The organism is Kocuria sp., assembly GCF_030530945.1.
GTDB lineage: Bacteria > Actinomycetota > Actinomycetes > Actinomycetales > Micrococcaceae > Kocuria.
In genome coordinates this window covers 209,451-225,614 of sequence record NZ_JAUMTZ010000002.1, presented here as the reverse complement: position 1 = coordinate 225,614, position 16,164 = coordinate 209,451, and the positions used below count along the sequence as shown (strand labels likewise).

The following is a 16,164-nucleotide window of genomic DNA, read 5'->3' as shown; positions in this document are numbered from 1 at the left end:
ATGGGAGCGCAGATTCGGGTCTACCGACAAAAGATCGCGTCCACCTCGTCGATGAAGAAGATCTTCAAGGCGATGGAGATGATCGCGACCTCGCGCATCAACAAGTCCCGTCAGAGTCTCGAGGGTGCGTACCCGTACGCCAACGCGCTCACCCGCGCGGCCTCCCAGATCGCCAGCCAGCACAACATCTCCCACCCCCTGACCACCATGCCCGACCAGGTGCGGCGTTCCGCCGTGCTGGTCTTCACGTCGGACCGTGGCCTGGCGGGGTCCTACTCCTCCAACGTGCTCAAGCGCACCGAGCAGCTGCTGGAGCTGCTGGGCTCGCAGGGCAAGGAGGTGCGGATCTACCTGGTGGGCCGCAAGGCCAAGGCGTACTTCGACTTCCGGCACCGCGACTACGACGACTTCTGGACGGGGAACACGGACAACGCCAGCACCGAGCGGGCCGAGGAGCTCACGGAGCGGCTGATGCGCGACATCAACGCCCCGCACGAGGACGGCGGCGTGGACGAGGTCCTGCTCGTCTACACGCAGTTCAACTCCATGGTCAACCAGGAGCCGCGGGTGCTTCGTCTGCTGCCGGTTGAGGTCGCGGACGCCAACTCCCTGGGCGACGACGTGGCGGAGCAGTACGCGGACCTGGAGGAGAACAACAACCACTTCGAGTTCGAGCCGAACCCCGAAGAGGTCTTCAACCAGATCCTGCCCCGGTACGTGAAGGCCCGGATCTACTCCGCGCTGTGCCACGCGGCGTCGAGCGAGCTGGCATCGCGCCAGCGGGCCATGAAGGCCGCCGGTGACAACGCCACGGAGCTCATCAAGAAGTACACGCGCCTGATGAACAACGCCCGTCAGGCGGAGATCACCACCGAGTTGACCGAAATCGTCAGTGGCGCCGAGGCCCTCTAGGCCCGCGCTCTGTCCCTTGCCAGCCGAAACGAAGTGAGAGAAATGACTGCCACCATCAACGACCAGGCCGCTCAGCCGGTCTCGGGCGCCGGCGTGGGCCGGATCGCGCGAGTGATCGGGCCCGTGGTCGACGTCGAGTTCCCCGAGCACCAGGTCCCGGACCTCTACAACGCACTGACCGCCGACTACGACTTCAACGGCAAGCCGCGTCGGATCACCTTCGAGACCGCGCAGCACCTCGGGTCCAACGTGGTCCGGGCGATCTCCCTGCAGCAGACCGACGGCCTGGTTCGCGGCACCCCGGTGCAGGACACCGGCGCCCCCATCTCCGTGCCCGTGGGCGACGTGGTCAAGGGCCACATCTTCAACGTCCTCGGTGACGCGCTGGACATGCCCACCGACGAGCTGGACATCCAGGAGCGGTGGCCCATCCACCGCAAGGCGCCCTCCTTCGCGGAGCTCGAGGGCAGCACGCAGATGATGGAGACGGGCATCAAGTCCATCGACCTGCTGACCCCGTACATCCAGGGCGGCAAGATCGGCCTGTTCGGCGGCGCGGGTGTGGGCAAGACCGTTCTCATCCAGGAGATGATCACCCGTGTGGCCCGCAACTTCGGCGGCACCTCGGTGTTCGCCGGCGTGGGGGAGCGCACCCGTGAGGGCAACGACCTCTGGGTGGAGATGGACGAGGCGGGCGTGCTGAAGGACACCGCCCTCGTGTTCGGCCAGATGGACGAGCCGCCCGGAACGCGTCTGCGCGTGGCCCTGACCGCTCTGACCATGGCGGAGTACTTCCGCGATGTCCAGAACCAGGACGTGCTGCTGTTCATCGACAATATCTTCCGCTTCACCCAGGCGGGGTCCGAGGTCTCCACCCTGCTGGGCCGCATCCCCTCCGCTGTGGGCTACCAGCCCACGCTGGCGGACGAGATGGGCGTGCTCCAGGAGCGCATCACCTCCACCCGTGGCCACTCCATCACCTCGATGCAGGCCATCTACGTGCCCGCGGACGACTACACGGACCCGGCTCCGGCCACCACGTTCGCGCACCTGGACGCCACCACGGAGCTCTCGCGTGAGATCGCCTCCCGCGGTCTGTACCCCGCGATCGACCCGCTGTCCTCCACGTCCCGCATCCTGGACCCGCAGTACGTGGGCCAGACGCACTACGACGTGGCCACCCGCGTGAAGTCGATCCTGCAGGAGAACAAGGAGCTGCAGGACATCATCGCGATCCTGGGTGTGGAGGAGCTCTCCGAGGAGCAGAAGGTCGTGGTCTCCCGCGCCCGGCGCATCGAGCAGTTCCTGTCCCAGAACACCTACACCGCCAAGCAGTTCACCGGCGTGGAGGGCTCCACGGTTCCGCTTGCGGAGACCATCGAGGCCTTCGGCAAGATCTGCGACGGCGAGCTGGACAACGTCCCGGAGCAGGCGTTCTACAACGTGGGCGGTCTGGACGACGTCATGCGCCGCTGGGACGAGATCAAGGCCGAGACGGGCGAGAAGTAAGCCATGGCCGAGCTCATCGTGGAAATCGTCGCCCTGGACCGCAAGGTCTGGACCGGTGCGGCGCGCCTGGTGCGCGTGCGCACCACTGAGGGCGACATCGGGATCATGCCCGGACACGAGTCCATGGCCGGACTGCTCAAGCCCGGGGAGTTCGCCATCGACCGCGTGGACGGTGACCGCCTGCGGGGGACGATCGACTCCGGCCTGATCTCCGTGGACGCCAACCGCGTCACGGTGGTCGCGGACAGCGTGTCCCTGGACGAGCAGACCCGCGCCGCCTGATCCGGATCCGCACCGGTCGGCGTCGACCCCTGCGCCCCTCGGGGTGCGGGGGTCGACGTCGTCCGGGCGCCGCCCCCGCGGCGCCCACCCGGTGGGCTGGGCGGCCGGGCACCACGCACCGCAGGGTGCACGAGGAGGAAACGTGGAAGAGAAGATCGAAGTGCACGGGCCCACGGCCGTCAACGGGGAGCTGCCCGTGTACGGGGCCAAGAACAGCGTGCTCAAGCTCATGGCCGCCGCCCTGCTCGCCCCAGGGTGCTCGACCATCACGAACGTCCCGGAGATCCACGACGTGACGGTCATGGCGGAGCTGCTGCGCCGCCTGGGGTGTGACGTCTCCTACCGCGCCGCGGAGCACACGGTCTCGATCGACGTGCCGGAGGAGCTGGGGCACCAGGCCGACTACGACCTGGTGCGGGCCATGCGCGCGTCCATATCGGTGCTGGGTCCGCTCATGGCGCGGTGCTGGCAGGCGGAGGTCGCCCTGCCCGGGGGTGACGCGATCGGCACCCGCGGGCTGGACATGCACCGGGCGGGGCTCGAGGCTATGGGCGCGCGGCTCGGCATCGAACGCGGCTTCCTGCGCGCGGAGGCACCCGGTGGTCTCTCCGGAGCCACGTACCGGCTGGGGTACCCGTCCGTGGGCGCCACCGAGAACCTGATGACCGCGGCCACCACGGCCCGTGGGGTCACCGTGCTGGAGAACGTGGCGCGCGAACCCGAGATCGTGGACATCGGCCACATGCTGCAGGACATGGGCGCGCGGATCGAGGGGCTTGGCTCCACCACCCTCACGATCACCGGCGTGCAGCGGCTCTCACCCGTCACCCACCGGACGGTCCCGGACCGGATCGTGGCCGGGACGTGGGCGTTCGCCGCCGCTGTGACCGGGGGGCGGGCGGAGATCGTCGGGGCGGAGCCTGCACACCTCACGGTGGTGCTGGACAAGCTGCGCGCCGCCGGGTGTGAGATCGACACCGCGGACGGCCGGTTCACGGTGGTGGGGCCGCGGCGGCCGCAGGCCATCAACGTCTCGACCCTCCCGTACCCGGGGTTCCCCACCGACCTGCAGCCCTTCGTGGTGGCCCTCAACGCGGTGGCGGAGGGGTCGGGGATCATCACCGAGAACGTGTTCGAGGCCCGGTGGGGATTCACCGCCGAGCTGGAGCGGCTCGGAGCCGATGTGCACCTGGACGGCCACCACGCCCGCGTGGACGGAGTTCCCGCCCGGGAGCTCTCCGGTGCCCCTGTGGAGGCGATGGACATCCGGGCGGGTGCCGCCCTGGTGATCGCCGGCATGGCTGCCGAGGGCGTCACGGAGGTCTCGGGGGTGGAGCACATCGACCGGGGCTACGAGCACTTCGTGGAACACCTCGCGGGAGCGGGGGTCGCCGTTCAGCGCCGGATGGCGGGCTCCTGGGGCTGATACCTCGGCACCCCGCCCCCGCGCGGGGGAGGAGGATCGCGGCGGCGCCGCGCGGCGTCGGGCCCGCACCCCGGGTGTCCGGGGTCAGGGGTCCCGACGTGATTCAGCCGGTTCTCCCGGGTGGGCGTGCACTGCCCGCCCGGGGCCCGGGCTCACGTCTGCCTCCGGACATGGGAAAACCCCCGTCACCGCGAAGGGGTGACGGGGGTTTCGTCCGAGGGGGACTGTCAGATGACGGTCACGCCGGTGGCCTGGGGGCCCTTCTGGCCCTGGCCGATCTCGAACTCGACGCGCTGGTTCTCCTCGAGGGTGCGGAAGCCGCCCGACTGGATTTCGCTGTAGTGGACGAAGACATCGCCGTCAGCGTCGTCGGGGGTGATGAAGCCGAAGCCCTTTTCTGCGTTGAACCACTTAACGGTGCCCTGAGCCATAATGGGGCATCTCCTTCTGGAGTAAATAGTGCGTGCACATGGACGTGCACCTGTACTGGTACCGCGAGAAGGCTGTGGATGCGGCTCACGATGTGTTGTGCCACAGCGCCAGTCAGAACTTCACGCTCGCTACCATTCCTGCGAGCATGTCAAACATGATGCGAGAACGTTCCAAGCATCACACACTGGAACGCGGCGGTCAACAGTCATCAGGGAACTTATGACGCATGACACCCTCCCGCCCCGGTGCCCTGACCCTCAGAAGAGCCGTGACTGGGTGTCCACGTTCCCGCGCATCTCGTCGTAGTCGAGGCTCACGCACTCGATGCCGCGGTCCCGGGCGAGGGTGCGGGCCTGCGGCTTGATCTGCTGGGCGGCGAAGACACCACGGACGGGGCGCAGCAGCGGGTCCCGGTTGAGCAGCTCCAGGTACCTGGTGAGCTGCTCCACACCGTCGATGTCCCCGCGGCGCTTGAGCTCCACCGCCACGGCGGCGCCGTTCGCGTCCCGCGCGAGGATGTCCACGGGACCGATGGTGGTGGGGTACTCGCGTCGCACCAGGGAGAACCCCTCGCCCAGGATCGTGATCTGCTCGGCGAGCAGCCGCTGGAGGTCGGCCTCCACACCGTCCTTCACAAGACCCGGGTCCGCACCGAGGTCGTGGTGCAGCTGGCTGTGGACCGTCATGATGTGGATGACGAGCCGGTCGTCCGACTTCCCGGCCTGGACCTCCCAGACCTCGCTCACCCCGTCCGACGCCTCCTGCTGGGAGGGTGTGCGCACGTGCATGGTGGCGGGCGGGCTCATCCAGTTCAGCGGCTTGTAGGACCCGCCGTCCGAGTGGACCAGCACGGAGCCGTCGGCCTTGAGCATGATGAGTCGGCGGGCGAGGGGCAGGTGGGCGTTGAGGCGCCCCTCGTACCGGACGGAGCAGTCTGCAATCACTAGGCGCACCGCACCAGCCTATCGGCCCTCGACAGGGGGCCCGTCACCCCGTGGGCGGGCGCCCCCGGCCGGGTGCTCCGGACGGTCGCGGCCACCGTGCCCCAGCGGAACCGCAAGGCGGAGGGGCACCGGCTGAGCAGGCCGGCCGTGCGGCGTCGTCGTCAGCGGGCGTCCTGGCGTGGGACGAAGACCTCCCGCACGAGCAGCAGCCCGGCCGCGGCGGTGGGGATGGCGATGAGCGCGCCCAGGATGCCCCAGAGGGCGCCGCCGGCGGCCACCGCTATCACGGCCACGGCACCGGGCACGGCGACGGCACGGGCCATGATGCGGGGAGAGACCACGTACGCCTCGAGCTGGAGGTACGCGAAGTAGCACACGGCATACGGCACCACGGTGTCCCAGCCGCCAAGGATGGCCACCAGGCTCACCAGGACGCCCGCAAGCACACCGCCCACGAGGGGCACGAACGCGAGCAGTCCCACGAACAGGACCAGCAAGGAGGCGTACGGGACGCCCGTGACGTTCATGAGCACGAAGGCCACCGTGGCGTTGATCAGCGCCACGCAGGCCTGACCCATCACGTAGTTGCCCACGCCGTTGGTCATCCGGTCGCCCAGGTGGGTGACACGGGCGCGCTTGCTGCCGGGCGCGAGCCGGTAGCACCACGCCTTGATGGTGGGCAGCGAGAAGAGGAAGTACAGCGTCAGCGCCATCACGATCAGCGTGCCGGTGATGGCGTTGAGCACCACGCCGCTGGCGTTCACCACGGAGCCGAACATGCCGCCCAGGAAGTTCTCGTCCGTGGCCAGGCGCTCCTGGAACGCGGTGGAGGTGTTCTGCACGGAGTCGGCGATGTGCAGGCGTTCGTCCAGGGTGTGGAAGAGGTCCGAGTGCATGAACTGGTCCACGAGCTGCGGCCCGCGTGCCACGAACTGCTGGGCCTGCTCGACCATGCGGGGCACCACCACCAGGATGAAGGCCGTGACCACGAGCGCCAGGGCGGTGATCACGGCCGCCGCGGCGAGGGCGCGCGGCATCCGCTTGGACTCGAGCCAGCGCACCAGGGGGTCCAGTCCCAGGGAGATGAAGGCGGCGGTGACGATCCACCCGATGAGCCCACCCACGTTGGTCAGGACGTAGTAGCCCAGCAGGGCGATGCCCACACCCACCGTGAGCATGAAACCGGTCTGGACGGGGTGGGTCTTCGCGGCCACGGGGGGATCCCAGGGAGCCCGCCGCTGCCACCCGTCCACTCCGGTGGGTTCGGGGGGGACCTCGAAACGCTGCCGGGAGGGGCGGAAGCGCTCCGGTGGGAGACGCCGGGATCCAGTGGGTGTGCTCACGCCGGAAGCGTACAACGCACGCACCGGGGGACACGTCCCGGGTGCGGTGCACATAATGGGAGGAGCAGACAGTCGCGCGTCTTCCGCACGTCGCGCCACCACACCGTCCGCCCGCCCCGTCCCGCGCGGGTGCGGGCTCCGAGGAGGCACCCATGAGCGAATTCCCCCGTTCCCCGCAGTCCCGGCCCGGCGCCCAGCCCGGCACTGGAGCCCAGCCCCGGTCCGCGGCGCAGCCCGGCCAGCAGCCCGCCGCGGCGAACGCCGGTGGCCAGGCCGGACCCGCGGGTGCCGAGCAGGCAGTCCCCGCCTCGGTGCGGGGGGCCGTGGACCTCGGCGCGGCAGGAGTCGGCCAGGCCGCCGCGGCGCCCGGAGGAGCCGGTGCGTCCGCGGGCGGGAGCTACCGCGTGGAGCTGAGCACCGCCACCTTCCAGCAGTACGCGGAGGCCTCCACCCGCTACCCGGTGGTCGTGGTCCTGAACTCACCCCAGAGCCCGGAGTCGCAGAGCTTCACGGACGTGGTCGCGCGGGTGGTGGACGAGTTCCAGGGCCGCCTGCTGCTCGGCACGGTGGACGTCTCGGCGGAGCCGCAGATCGCCCAGGCCTTTCAGGCGCAGGCCGTTCCCACCGTGGTGGCGCTGCTCGGCGGCCGCGTGGTGCCGCTCGTGAACTCCACGGTCCCCGAGCAGCAGGTCCGCGAGCTGCTGAGCGAGCTCGTGGCCCTGGCCCAGCAGAACGGGGTCACGGGCACCGCCGAGCCCACGTCCCAGGACGAGCCGGCACCCCTGCCGCCGCTGCACCAGGAGGCCGTCGACAAGCTCGAGGCCGGAGACCTGGACGGTGCGGAGGCCGCCTACAACCGGGCGCTCGCGGAGAACCCCGGCGACCACGAGGCCAAGCTGGCCCTCGCCCAGGTGCACCTGCTCCAGCGGGTGAGCGCGATGGACGCGGCCGCGGTGCGCGAGGCCGCCGCCTCGGACCCCTCGGACGTGGCCGCCGCCCTGGACGTGGCGGACCTGGACCTCTCCGGAGGGCACGTGGAGGACGCCTTCCGGCGCCTGCTCACGCTCGTGCGCACCACGGCGGGGGACGACAAGGAGACGGCACGCGCCCGGCTCGTGGAGCTCTTCGACGTGGTCGGGGCCGAGGACCCCCGCGTGGTGTCCGCGCGCTCGCAGCTGATGCGCGCCCTGTTCTGAGCCGGGGCACGGGGGCCGTTCCGAGCCGTTGCGACGCTGCGCCACGGGCGGTCGTAATACCGCCGGTTCGCCCGTGGTCCTCCGTACGGTGGGGGCATGAGCATCCCACCGAACGGACCCACGACGCCGCGCCGCGAGCCCGCCCCCGGCGAGGCCCTCCCGCCCCAGCAGGGGCGACCACCCCTCTCTCCGCCGCCGGTGCAGGACGGCGCGGCGGCGGCGTCGTCCCACGCCCCGTGGCAGGACGACGCCGCCCCCGCCCTCGTGGTGCGTGAGCTCACCAAGGTCTACGGCCACGGCGGGCGCCCCGCCGCCGACCGCGTGAGTCTCACCGTGCCCCGTGGCTCGTTCTACGGCCTGGTGGGGCGCAACGGCGCGGGCAAGACCACCACGCTGTCGATGGCCACGGGCCTGCTGCGGCCCACGTCCGGCACCGTGCTCGTGGGCGGCGGCCGCCACGATGAGCTCGTGGACGTGTGGCGCGATCCGATCGGGGCGAAGAGCCGCATGGGTGTGCTGCCGGACGGCGCTCACCTCTTCGACCGGCTCACCGGCCGGCAGCTGGTGGCGTACTCGGGGCTGCTGCGCGGGATGGACCGGCAGCTGGTCACGGAACGCACCGAGGACCTGCTGACCGCCATGGACCTGCAGGACGCCGCGGGACGCCAGGTGCAGGACTACTCCGCGGGCATGACCAAGAAGATCGCCCTGGCCGCGGCCATGATCCACGCCCCGAGCCTGCTGGTGCTGGACGAGCCGTTCGAGTCCGTGGACCCGGTCTCCGCCGCCAACATCCGCTCCCTGCTGCACCAGTACACGGACGCCGGTGGCACCGTGGTGGTCTCGAGCCACGTGATGGACCTGGTCCAGCGCATGTGCGACCACGTGGCCGTGATGGACCAGGGCCGGGTGCTCGCGGAGGGCACCATGGACCGCGTGCGCGACGGCATGTCCCTGGAGGACCGCTTCGTGTCCTTCGTCGGCGGTCGCACCGAGGCGGGGGAGGGACTGCAGTGGCTGCGTCCGGAGTGAACCAGACCCCCGGCGGCGCCCCGTCGGAGCCGGCGGCGGACGGCCACGACGGCCCGGCTGCCGTGCCGGCCTCCGTGCACCCGGCACCTGTCGGGCAGGAGCGGGTGACCCGCCGCATGGGCGTGCTCGAGGAGGCGCGCAGGCTCGCGGGCCTCAAGTGGCGCATCCTCCGCAACACACTGACCCGCAGCACGTGGGTCCTGGTGGGCACCATCCTGGGCGGCATCTACGCCCTCTTCATCCTGGCGATGCTGATCGCCGGGATGGTGGCCCTGGGCTCCGAGCCCCTGGACGTGGTGACCGCGGCCTCGGTCCTGGTGGGCAGCGTGGTGCTCCTGGGCTGGTGGCTGATGCCCGTGCTGAGCAGCAAGGCCGACGCCACGCTGGACCCCTCCAGGCTCGCGCTGTTCCCGCTGAGCACCACGGGTCTGCTGGCCGGTCAGGTGGTGGGGGCTCTCATCGGGATCCCCGGCATCCTCACGGTGGTCGCCCTGCTCGGGTGGCTGTCCACCTGGCGCGCCTCACCCGCGGCCCTGGCGGCCTCGGTGGTGTGCGCCCTGCTGGCCGCACTGCTCGCGTTCACGGGTGCGCGCTGCGCCTCGGCGCTCGCGGCCCGGATCACGAAGAGCCGCCGCTCCACCGAGATCATCTCGGTCGTGAGTCTGCTGGTCATCGTCCTGCTGGGGCCGATCTTCGCGTCGCTCGCCACCGGTGTGGAACGTGTGTGGGACCGGCTGCCCGCGTGGGCCTCGGTGCTCGGCTGGACCCCGCTGGGTGCGGTCTGGGCCATCCCCGGGGACGCGGGGACGGGCCACTGGGCCGCGGCCGCGGTCCGTGTGCTCATCACCCTGGCCACGCTCGCCGTGCTGGTGGCGGTGGCCCGGTTCGCGCTGGACCGTGCCCTTGCCGACGCCGCCGGAGGGGCCGCGCGCGCCACCGGGAAGTCCCTGGCGGGCATCGGCCTGCTGGACCGCTTCCCGGCCAGGCCGTGGGGCGCGGTGGCCGCGCGGTGCCTGGTCTACTGGCTCAGGGACCCGCGGTACTCGGCCTCGCTGCTGATGATTCCTGCCCTCGGCGCGGCCCTCTGGTTCCTCGGCGGGGACTCCGGGTTCGCCATGTGGGTGCTGCCCGTGCTGATCGCGCTGCTCATGTCCTACGCGATCTCCGCGGACATCTCCTACGACAACACGGCGTTCAGCCTGCACCTGCTCGCCTCCGTGCCCGGACGGGCGGACCGGCTGGGCCGGGTGGTGGCCATGCTGGTCGTGGCCACCCCGCTGGTGGCGCTGGGGCTCGTGCTGTGGCTCGTGCGGCTGCAGCAGTGGCCCGCCCTGCCCGCGATGGTCGGGACGTGCGCGGCCCTGCTGCTGGGCGGGGGCGGTGTGGTGTCGGTGGTCTCCGCCCGCTACACCTATCCCGCCCCGCCCCCGGGGGCCTCCCCGATGAAGACCCCGCAGGGCTTCACCATCCTCAACCTCGTGCTCCAGTTCGTGCTCATGGGCCTCATGGTGCTGCTTGCGCTGCCACCTCTGGTGCTGCTGCTCGTGCACCTGGGAACTGGCGCGGCGGTGTGGAGCTGGGCGGCGCTCGCGGTGGGTCTCGTGGAGGGCCTGTTCCTGCTCTGGACCGGTGTCCGCGTGGGCGGGAAGTGGCTGGACGCCCGCGGCCCGGAGCTGCTGCAGGAGGTCTCGGGGTACCGGTGACCGGGGGAGCCGCCCGGGGCGCACGGGGTACAGTGGTGGGCATGCAGACCACCCAAGCCCAGCACGCGCGGAGCCCCTTCTCGCGCGTCTCCCGCGTGCTCGTCACCACCGAGTCCGGCACCGAGACCGTGGGCGGCACCTCCACCATCGAGCGCGAGGAGACCCGCCAGTTCGCGGAGCCCGGTGACCACGAGCGGTTCGCCCACTACGTCCGCAAGGAGAAGATCATGGAGTCGGCGCTGTCCGGCGAGCCCGTGATCGCCCTGTGCGGGAAGGTGTGGACCCCCGGCCGCGACCCCCAGCGCTTCCCGGTGTGCCCGGAGTGCAAGGAGATCTACCAGGGCCTGCGCCCCGGCAAGGACCAGCCCGAGGGCTGAGCGCACCCACCCGTGCACCACCCCGTCCCGCTCCCGCGGGACACCCGGCGGCGCCCGCGTTGAGCGGGCGCCGTTGCCGTGCCAGCGGTCCGTGCCCGGCGGCGTCGTCCGGGGACCAGGCCAGATGCGCGCCCCGAGAGCGCGCGGAGAGGACGAGCACTTCGTGTCTGACAGCGATCAAATGTCCCTTTTCGGGGCGGCGGCGGACCTTCCCCCGGCGTACCCGGACCGTGCCGCCTGGGGCACCGCGCCCAAGCTGCGAGCGTGGCAGGCGGAGGCCATCCAGCGCTACGAGCAGGCCCAGCCACGGGACTTCATGGCCGTGGCAACCCCCGGGGCCGGCAAGACCACGTTCGCGCTCACCGTGGCCAAGAAGCTGCACGACTCCGGCGTGGTCCAGCGCGTCACGGTGGTCACGCCCACCGAGCACCTCAAGCGCCAGTGGGCCGACGCCGCGGCGCGCGTGGGGCTCGCGATCGACCCCAACTTCAAGAACGCGGACGGCCAGCACGGCCGCGGGTACATGGGCGCGGCCGTGACGTACGCGCAGGTGGCGAACAAGCCCCTGCTGCACCGGGCGCGCACGGAGGCCGGCCGCACGCTCGTGATCATGGACGAGATCCACCACGCTGGTGACGCACTGTCCTGGGGAGACGGGCTGCGCGAGGCCTTCGAGCCGGCCACCCGACGCCTGGCGCTCACGGGCACGCCCTTCCGCTCGGACACCTCGCCCATCCCGTTCGTGCGCTACACGGAGGACGCGGACGGCATCCGCCGCTCCACCGCGGACTACACCTACGGCTACGGCAACGCCCTGCACGACCACGTGGTGCGCCCGGTGATCTTCATGGCGTACTCGGGGCAGATGCGCTGGCGCACCTCGGCAGGGGAGGAGATGGCCGCGCAGCTGGGTGAGGGTTTCACCAAGAGCATCACCTCGCACGCGTGGCGCACGGCACTGGACCCGCAGGGCCAGTGGATCCCCTCGGTGCTGCGGGCGGCGGACCAGCGGCTGACGCAGGTGCGCCGCACCGTGCCGGACGCCGGGGCGCTCGTGATCGCCACGGACCACCAGGACGCCAAGGCCTACGCCGAGCAGCTGCACGCCCTCACGGGGGAGCGGCCCACGGTGGTGCTCTCCGACGACAAGACCGCCTCCGACAAGATCGACCGCTTCTCGGAGTCGGACCAGCGCTGGATGGTGGCCGTGCGCATGGTCTCCGAGGGGGTGGACGTGCCCCGCCTGGCCGTGGGCGTCTACGCGACCTCAACCTCCACGCCCCTGTTCTTCGCGCAGGCGGTGGGCCGCTTCGTGCGCGCCCGCAAGCGCGGGGAGACTGCCTCCATGTTCCTGCCGTCCGTTCCGGCTCTCATGGCGCTCGCGAACACCATGGAGGAGGAGCGCGACCACGCGCTGGACAAGCCCAAGAACCTGCCCGGCGTGGTGGACTTCGACCAGCCCATGGAGACCGGGTGGGACGACGACCTCCTGGAGGAGGCCAACCGGGAGGAGAAGGCGTCCGCCACGCTCGCGCAGGGCAACTTCCAGGCACTGGACTCGGACGCGTCCTTCCACGGCGTGCTCTTCGACGGCGGCGCGTTCGGCGGGGGCGCGGAAGTGGGGTCCGAGGAGGAGGCCGAGTACCTGGGAATCCCCGGGCTGCTGGATCCCGAGCAGGTCTCGGCACTGCTGCGTGAGCGGCAGTCCCGTTCGGTCCAGCGTGCGGGTCGGGGGGCATCCGCGCCCGAGCCGCCCGCCGTCCCGGACCACCGGCGGCTCAAGGACCTGCGGGCGCAGCTGTCCAAGAACGTCTCGGCGTGGTCCGCCCGCACGGGAACCCCGCACGGGGTGATCCACAACGAGTTGCGCGCCAAGTGCGGCGGCCCCGCCGTGGCCCAGGCCTCCGAGGAGCAGCTCAACGCCCGGATCGCGCTGCTGCAGCGCTGGTTTGTGGGCCGCAAGTAGCGCCCGGCCGCCCGGACGACGCCGCCGGCGCGGGCTCCGGCGCCGGCGGCACCGCGGCGCTCACGCCAGGTCTGACACGACCTCCACACCAGCGTCCCGCAGCTGCGCCACGGCGCGCTCGCCGCCCTCCGGGGACACGGCAGCCGTGAGGGGCAGCAGCAGGCGGGTCTCGTACCCGGCATCCACGGCGTCCCTCGCGGTGGCGAGGACGCAGTGGTCCAGCGCGAGGCCCACCACGTCCACGGCCTCGACCTCCTGCTCCCGCAGCCAGTCGTCCAGGCTCACGCGGTCCTCGTCGGCGTCCTCGTCCGGATCGCCCATGGGGACGTCCACGTCCGGGGCAGACAGGCCCTCGAAACCGGAGTAGGCGGCGTCGTAGGCGCCCTTGCGGAAGTACGCCGTCACGTGCTCGGTGTCGAAGTCCGGGTGCGTCTCTGCGCCCGGCGTGTCCGCGACGCAGTGCACGGGCCAGCTCGTGGCCCAGTCGGGGGTGTCGCTGAAGTGCTCCCCGGGATCCACGTGCCAGTCCTGGGTGGCGGCCACCGCGGCGTAGTCGCCGTGGTGGTCCTCGAGGTACTCGGAGATGCCCGCGGCCACCGCCGCGCCTCCGGTGACGGCCAGGCTGCCGCCCTCGCAGAAGTCGTTCTGCACGTCCACGATCAGCAGTGCTGTGCGCACGGGGTCCTCCCTGCTCAGTGTGCGGTTCCGGGTTCGATGACGGTGGGGATCACGGGCTCTCCCTCGGAGAGCCTGCGGGCGGCCCGCGGCAGCTCGGCCACGGACTCGGCGTGGCGCGCGCGGGCCTTGCGCACGGCCTCCGCGCCGGTGAAGCCGTCCCGCAGCTCGCCGCCGGTCATGTAGTCCACGAGCAGCGGGCGGTCGTCACCGTCGTCCTCGGGCAGGTGGGACACGCCCACCATCTCGTGGGTGGCCACGCCCTGGGCGTTGCGTCGCCGCAGCGCGTACTTCTCGCCGCCCACGGAAGCCTTCCCGGATGAGGCCTTCGCCACGGGCTCCATGGTTCCGGAGGCGCCCTCTCGGGAGACGAGCTTGTAGACCATCGAGGAGGTGGGCGCTCCGGAACCGGTGACCAGGCGCGTGCCCACGCCGTAGGCATCCACGGGTGCGGCGCGCAGCGCGGCGATCGCGTACTCGTCCAGGTCGCTCGTGACCGTGATGCGGGTGCTCGTGTTGCCGAGCTCGTCCAGCAGGGCGCGCACCAGCCCCGCCTGCGTCACCAGGTCACCCGAGTCCAGGCGCACGCCCCCGAGGTCCGGCCCCGCGATCTCGACGGCCAGCCGGACGGCCCGCTCGACGTCGTACGTGTCCACGAGCAGGGTGGTGGACACGCCCAGCGCATCCAGCTGGGCGCGGAAGGCCTGCTCCTCGGAGTCGTGGAGCAGGGTGAAGGAGTGGGCCGCGGTGCCCACGGTCTTCACGCCGTAGCGGAACCCGGCCTCCAGGTTGGACGTGGACTCGAAGCCCGCCACCACGGCGGCGCGGGCCGCGGCCACCGCGGCCTGTTCGTGGGCCCGCCGCGAGCCCATCTCGATGCACGGGCGGTCCCCGGCCGCGCCCACCATGCGGGAGGCCGCGGAGGCCACGGCGGAGTCGTAGTTGAGCACGGACAGGATGTAGGTCTCCAGGACGCAGGCCTCCGCGAAGGACGACTCCACGCTCAGCAGCGGTGAGTGGGGGAAGTAGGTCTCGCCCTCGGCGTAGCCGCGGATTTGCCCCGTGAAGCGGAAGTTCTCCAGGTAGGCCACCGTGTCAGCGTCCACCACGGCGGTGTCCCGCAGGAAGCGCAGCTGCTCGTCCGTGAACCGGAAGTGCTCCAGACCCTCCAGCACCCGGCCCACCCCGGCGAAGACGCCGTAGCGGCGGCCGTGTGGAAGGCGGCGGGCGAAGACCTCGAACACGCTGCGCCGGGACGCCGTGCCGGCCCGCAGGGCGGCCTGGAGCATGGTCAGCTCGTAGTGGTCCGTCAGCAGGGATGTGGGCTGGGGGCGCCAGGAGTAGGAGTGCTCGTTCACGTGCCCAGCCTAGTGGGCCGTTCACGCCGAGCACATCCCCGGGCCCACCGTTACCATGGGGTCGATGTCCACCTATTCCGGCACGCCCCACGCCGTCCCACCCGTCGTCCTCGCGAGCGCCGCTCCGGCGGAGTCGCCCACCACCACCGCGGAGGACCAGCCGGCCAGCGCCGTGAACGTCCCCTGGAACGTGGTGGTCTGGGACGACCCCGTGAACCTCATGAGCTACGTGGTCTACGTCTTCCGCGCCCACTTCGGCTACCCGGACGCCAAGGCCCGCGCCCTCATGCTCGAGGTGCACAACCGCGGCCGCTCGATCGTGTTCACGGGCTCGCTGGAGGAGGCGGAGACCCACGTGGGCGCGCTGCACGGCTACGGGCTCTGGGCCACCTACGAGAAGGCGGGGGAGAACTGATGGCGCGCGGATTCAAGCGCACGCGCAAGGGCATCGTCGGGCGCTTCGAGGGCCCGGAGGTGCGCCTGCTGCAGAAGCTGTTCTCGGACGTGGGCGAGACGCTCGCGCCCGAGCCCCGGGAGAAAGCGGGGGAGGACGAGGACCCCCTGGAGGCGCTGCTGGGGTGGGACCAGGAGGTCCCCGAGCCCACGGACCCCGCGCTGCGCAGGATGCTGCCCGCGGCGTCGTCGGACCCCGAGCAGGCTGCGGAGTTCCGGCGGCTCACGGACCGCTCGCTGCGGGAGCGCAAGGTCGCCGCGCTGCGGGCCTCCTCCCTGGTCCTCGAGGCGGAGCCGGTGGTGCTGAGCACCGAGCAGGCACAGGACTTCGCACGCTCCCTCAACGACGTCCGCCTGGTGCTCGCCGCCAGGCTGGGGATCGACACGCCGCAGGACGCCGAGCGAGTGGGTGAACTCACCGACTTCGGGAGGGCCGAGACGGTCGAGGAGTACATGGCCGTGGTCTACAACTTCGTCTCCTGGCTGCAGGAGACCCTGATGGACGCGCTGCTAAAAACCCTGCCCTCGGCGTGACGCACGCCTCGCGTCGCACGGC

At 71.3% G+C, this 16,164-nt stretch carries 16 protein-coding genes; 11 read left to right on the top strand and 5 right to left on the bottom strand.

The features are described from left to right. The 4 genes from Q4A22_RS03455 (at position 1) to murA (ending at position 4,129) form a co-directional block, all read left to right on the top strand. Positions 1-912 carry a F0F1 ATP synthase subunit gamma gene (locus tag Q4A22_RS03455; RefSeq protein WP_303177244.1) on the top strand — a complete coding sequence of 304 codons (912 nt, stop codon included), beginning with the start codon at positions 1-3 and terminating at the stop codon, positions 910-912. 42 nt (positions 913-954) lie between these two features. Continuing rightward, positions 955-2,421, top strand: coding sequence for a F0F1 ATP synthase subunit beta (atpD, locus tag Q4A22_RS03450; RefSeq protein ID WP_303177242.1), 1,467 nt, complete (start codon positions 955-957; stop codon positions 2,419-2,421). 3 nt (positions 2,422-2,424) lie between these two features. After that, complete coding sequence (locus Q4A22_RS03445; protein ID WP_303177241.1) at positions 2,425-2,703, top strand: F0F1 ATP synthase subunit epsilon; 279 nt, start codon at positions 2,425-2,427, stop codon at positions 2,701-2,703. A gap of 142 nt (positions 2,704-2,845) precedes the next feature. Then, positions 2,846-4,129, top strand: coding sequence for a UDP-N-acetylglucosamine 1-carboxyvinyltransferase (gene murA, locus Q4A22_RS03440; RefSeq protein ID WP_303177240.1), 1,284 nt, complete (start codon positions 2,846-2,848; stop codon positions 4,127-4,129). Between the two features lie 227 nt (positions 4,130-4,356). On the opposite strand, the gene Q4A22_RS03435 is transcribed toward murA, so the two are convergent. The 3 genes from Q4A22_RS03435 to Q4A22_RS03425 all read right to left on the bottom strand — a co-directional run bounded on the left by Q4A22_RS03435 (position 4,357) and on the right by Q4A22_RS03425 (position 6,848). Continuing rightward, entirely contained in the window at positions 4,357-4,560 is a 204-nt protein-coding gene (locus tag Q4A22_RS03435; protein ID WP_012398055.1) for a cold-shock protein, read from the bottom strand. Positions 4,561-4,818: 258 nt separating this feature from the next. Beyond that, the gene (gene nucS, locus Q4A22_RS03430) at positions 4,819-5,514 is read right to left on the bottom strand and encodes an endonuclease NucS (RefSeq protein WP_303177238.1); all 696 of its coding nucleotides are present in this window, start codon (positions 5,512-5,514) and stop codon (positions 4,819-4,821) included. A 152-nt stretch (positions 5,515-5,666) separates the two neighbouring features. Continuing rightward, entirely contained in the window at positions 5,667-6,848 is a 1,182-nt protein-coding gene (locus tag Q4A22_RS03425) for an AI-2E family transporter (RefSeq protein ID WP_303177237.1), read from the bottom strand. Positions 6,849-7,000: 152 nt separating this feature from the next. Between Q4A22_RS03425 and Q4A22_RS03420 the strand changes: the two genes are divergently transcribed. The 5 genes from Q4A22_RS03420 to Q4A22_RS03400 all read left to right on the top strand — a co-directional run bounded on the left by Q4A22_RS03420 (position 7,001) and on the right by Q4A22_RS03400 (position 13,122). Then, complete coding sequence (locus tag Q4A22_RS03420; protein WP_303177236.1) at positions 7,001-8,044, top strand: tetratricopeptide repeat protein; 1,044 nt, start codon at positions 7,001-7,003, stop codon at positions 8,042-8,044. A gap of 96 nt (positions 8,045-8,140) precedes the next feature. Continuing rightward, entirely contained in the window at positions 8,141-9,076 is a 936-nt protein-coding gene (locus Q4A22_RS03415) for an ABC transporter ATP-binding protein (RefSeq protein ID WP_303177235.1), read from the top strand. Continuing rightward, positions 9,058-10,779 (top strand): hypothetical protein, encoded by a 1,722-nt coding sequence (locus Q4A22_RS03410; protein ID WP_303177234.1) that lies wholly within the window; start codon positions 9,058-9,060, stop codon positions 10,777-10,779. The genes Q4A22_RS03415 and Q4A22_RS03410 overlap by 19 nt, the downstream gene beginning before the upstream one ends. A 32-nt stretch (positions 10,780-10,811) precedes the next feature. Continuing rightward, a complete protein-coding gene (locus tag Q4A22_RS03405; RefSeq protein ID WP_303177397.1) occupies positions 10,812-11,156 on the top strand; it encodes a DUF3039 domain-containing protein in 345 nt (114 codons plus the stop codon). A 181-nt stretch (positions 11,157-11,337) separates the two neighbouring features. Next, positions 11,338-13,122 (top strand): DEAD/DEAH box helicase, encoded by a 1,785-nt coding sequence (locus Q4A22_RS03400; protein WP_303177232.1) that lies wholly within the window; start codon positions 11,338-11,340, stop codon positions 13,120-13,122. A gap of 60 nt (positions 13,123-13,182) precedes the next feature. Here the strand turns inward: Q4A22_RS03400 and Q4A22_RS03395 are convergent, their stop codons facing one another. Together Q4A22_RS03395 and Q4A22_RS03390 are read right to left on the bottom strand one after the other, a co-directional pair. Continuing rightward, on the bottom strand, positions 13,183-13,800 hold the full coding sequence (locus Q4A22_RS03395; protein ID WP_303177231.1) for an isochorismatase family protein: 618 nt from the start codon (positions 13,798-13,800) through the stop codon (positions 13,183-13,185). Between the two features lie 14 nt (positions 13,801-13,814). Next, positions 13,815-15,155: a nicotinate phosphoribosyltransferase gene (locus tag Q4A22_RS03390; RefSeq protein ID WP_303177229.1), complete on the bottom strand. Its 1,341-nt coding sequence runs from the start codon at positions 15,153-15,155 to the stop codon at positions 13,815-13,817. A gap of 64 nt (positions 15,156-15,219) precedes the next feature. On the opposite strand from Q4A22_RS03390, the gene clpS reads away from it, so the two are divergent. Continuing rightward, entirely contained in the window at positions 15,220-15,570 is a 351-nt protein-coding gene (gene clpS, locus Q4A22_RS03385) for an ATP-dependent Clp protease adapter ClpS (RefSeq protein ID WP_303177228.1), read from the top strand. Further along, positions 15,570-16,142, top strand: a complete 573-nt coding sequence (locus tag Q4A22_RS03380) for a DUF2017 domain-containing protein (RefSeq protein ID WP_303177226.1) — start codon at positions 15,570-15,572, stop codon at positions 16,140-16,142. The genes clpS and Q4A22_RS03380 overlap by 1 nt, the downstream gene beginning before the upstream one ends. Positions 16,143-16,164 lie beyond the last annotated feature (22 nt).

Coding starts and splice junctions, on each gene's coding strand:
- Q4A22_RS03455 (WP_303177244.1), top strand. CDS start 1: ATGGGAGCGCAGATTCGGGTCTACCGACAAAAGATCGCGTCCACCTCG.
- atpD (WP_303177242.1), top strand. CDS start 955: ATGACTGCCACCATCAACGACCAGGCCGCTCAGCCGGTCTCGGGCGCC.
- Q4A22_RS03445 (WP_303177241.1), top strand. CDS start 2,425: ATGGCCGAGCTCATCGTGGAAATCGTCGCCCTGGACCGCAAGGTCTGG.
- Q4A22_RS03435 (WP_012398055.1), bottom strand. CDS start 4,560: ATGGCTCAGGGCACCGTTAAGTGGTTCAACGCAGAAAAGGGCTTCGGC.
- Q4A22_RS03420 (WP_303177236.1), top strand. CDS start 7,001: ATGAGCGAATTCCCCCGTTCCCCGCAGTCCCGGCCCGGCGCCCAGCCC.
- Q4A22_RS03415 (WP_303177235.1), top strand. CDS start 8,141: ATGAGCATCCCACCGAACGGACCCACGACGCCGCGCCGCGAGCCCGCC.
- Q4A22_RS03400 (WP_303177232.1), top strand. CDS start 11,338: ATGTCCCTTTTCGGGGCGGCGGCGGACCTTCCCCCGGCGTACCCGGAC.
- clpS (WP_303177228.1), top strand. CDS start 15,220: ATGTCCACCTATTCCGGCACGCCCCACGCCGTCCCACCCGTCGTCCTC.
- Q4A22_RS03380 (WP_303177226.1), top strand. CDS start 15,570: ATGGCGCGCGGATTCAAGCGCACGCGCAAGGGCATCGTCGGGCGCTTC.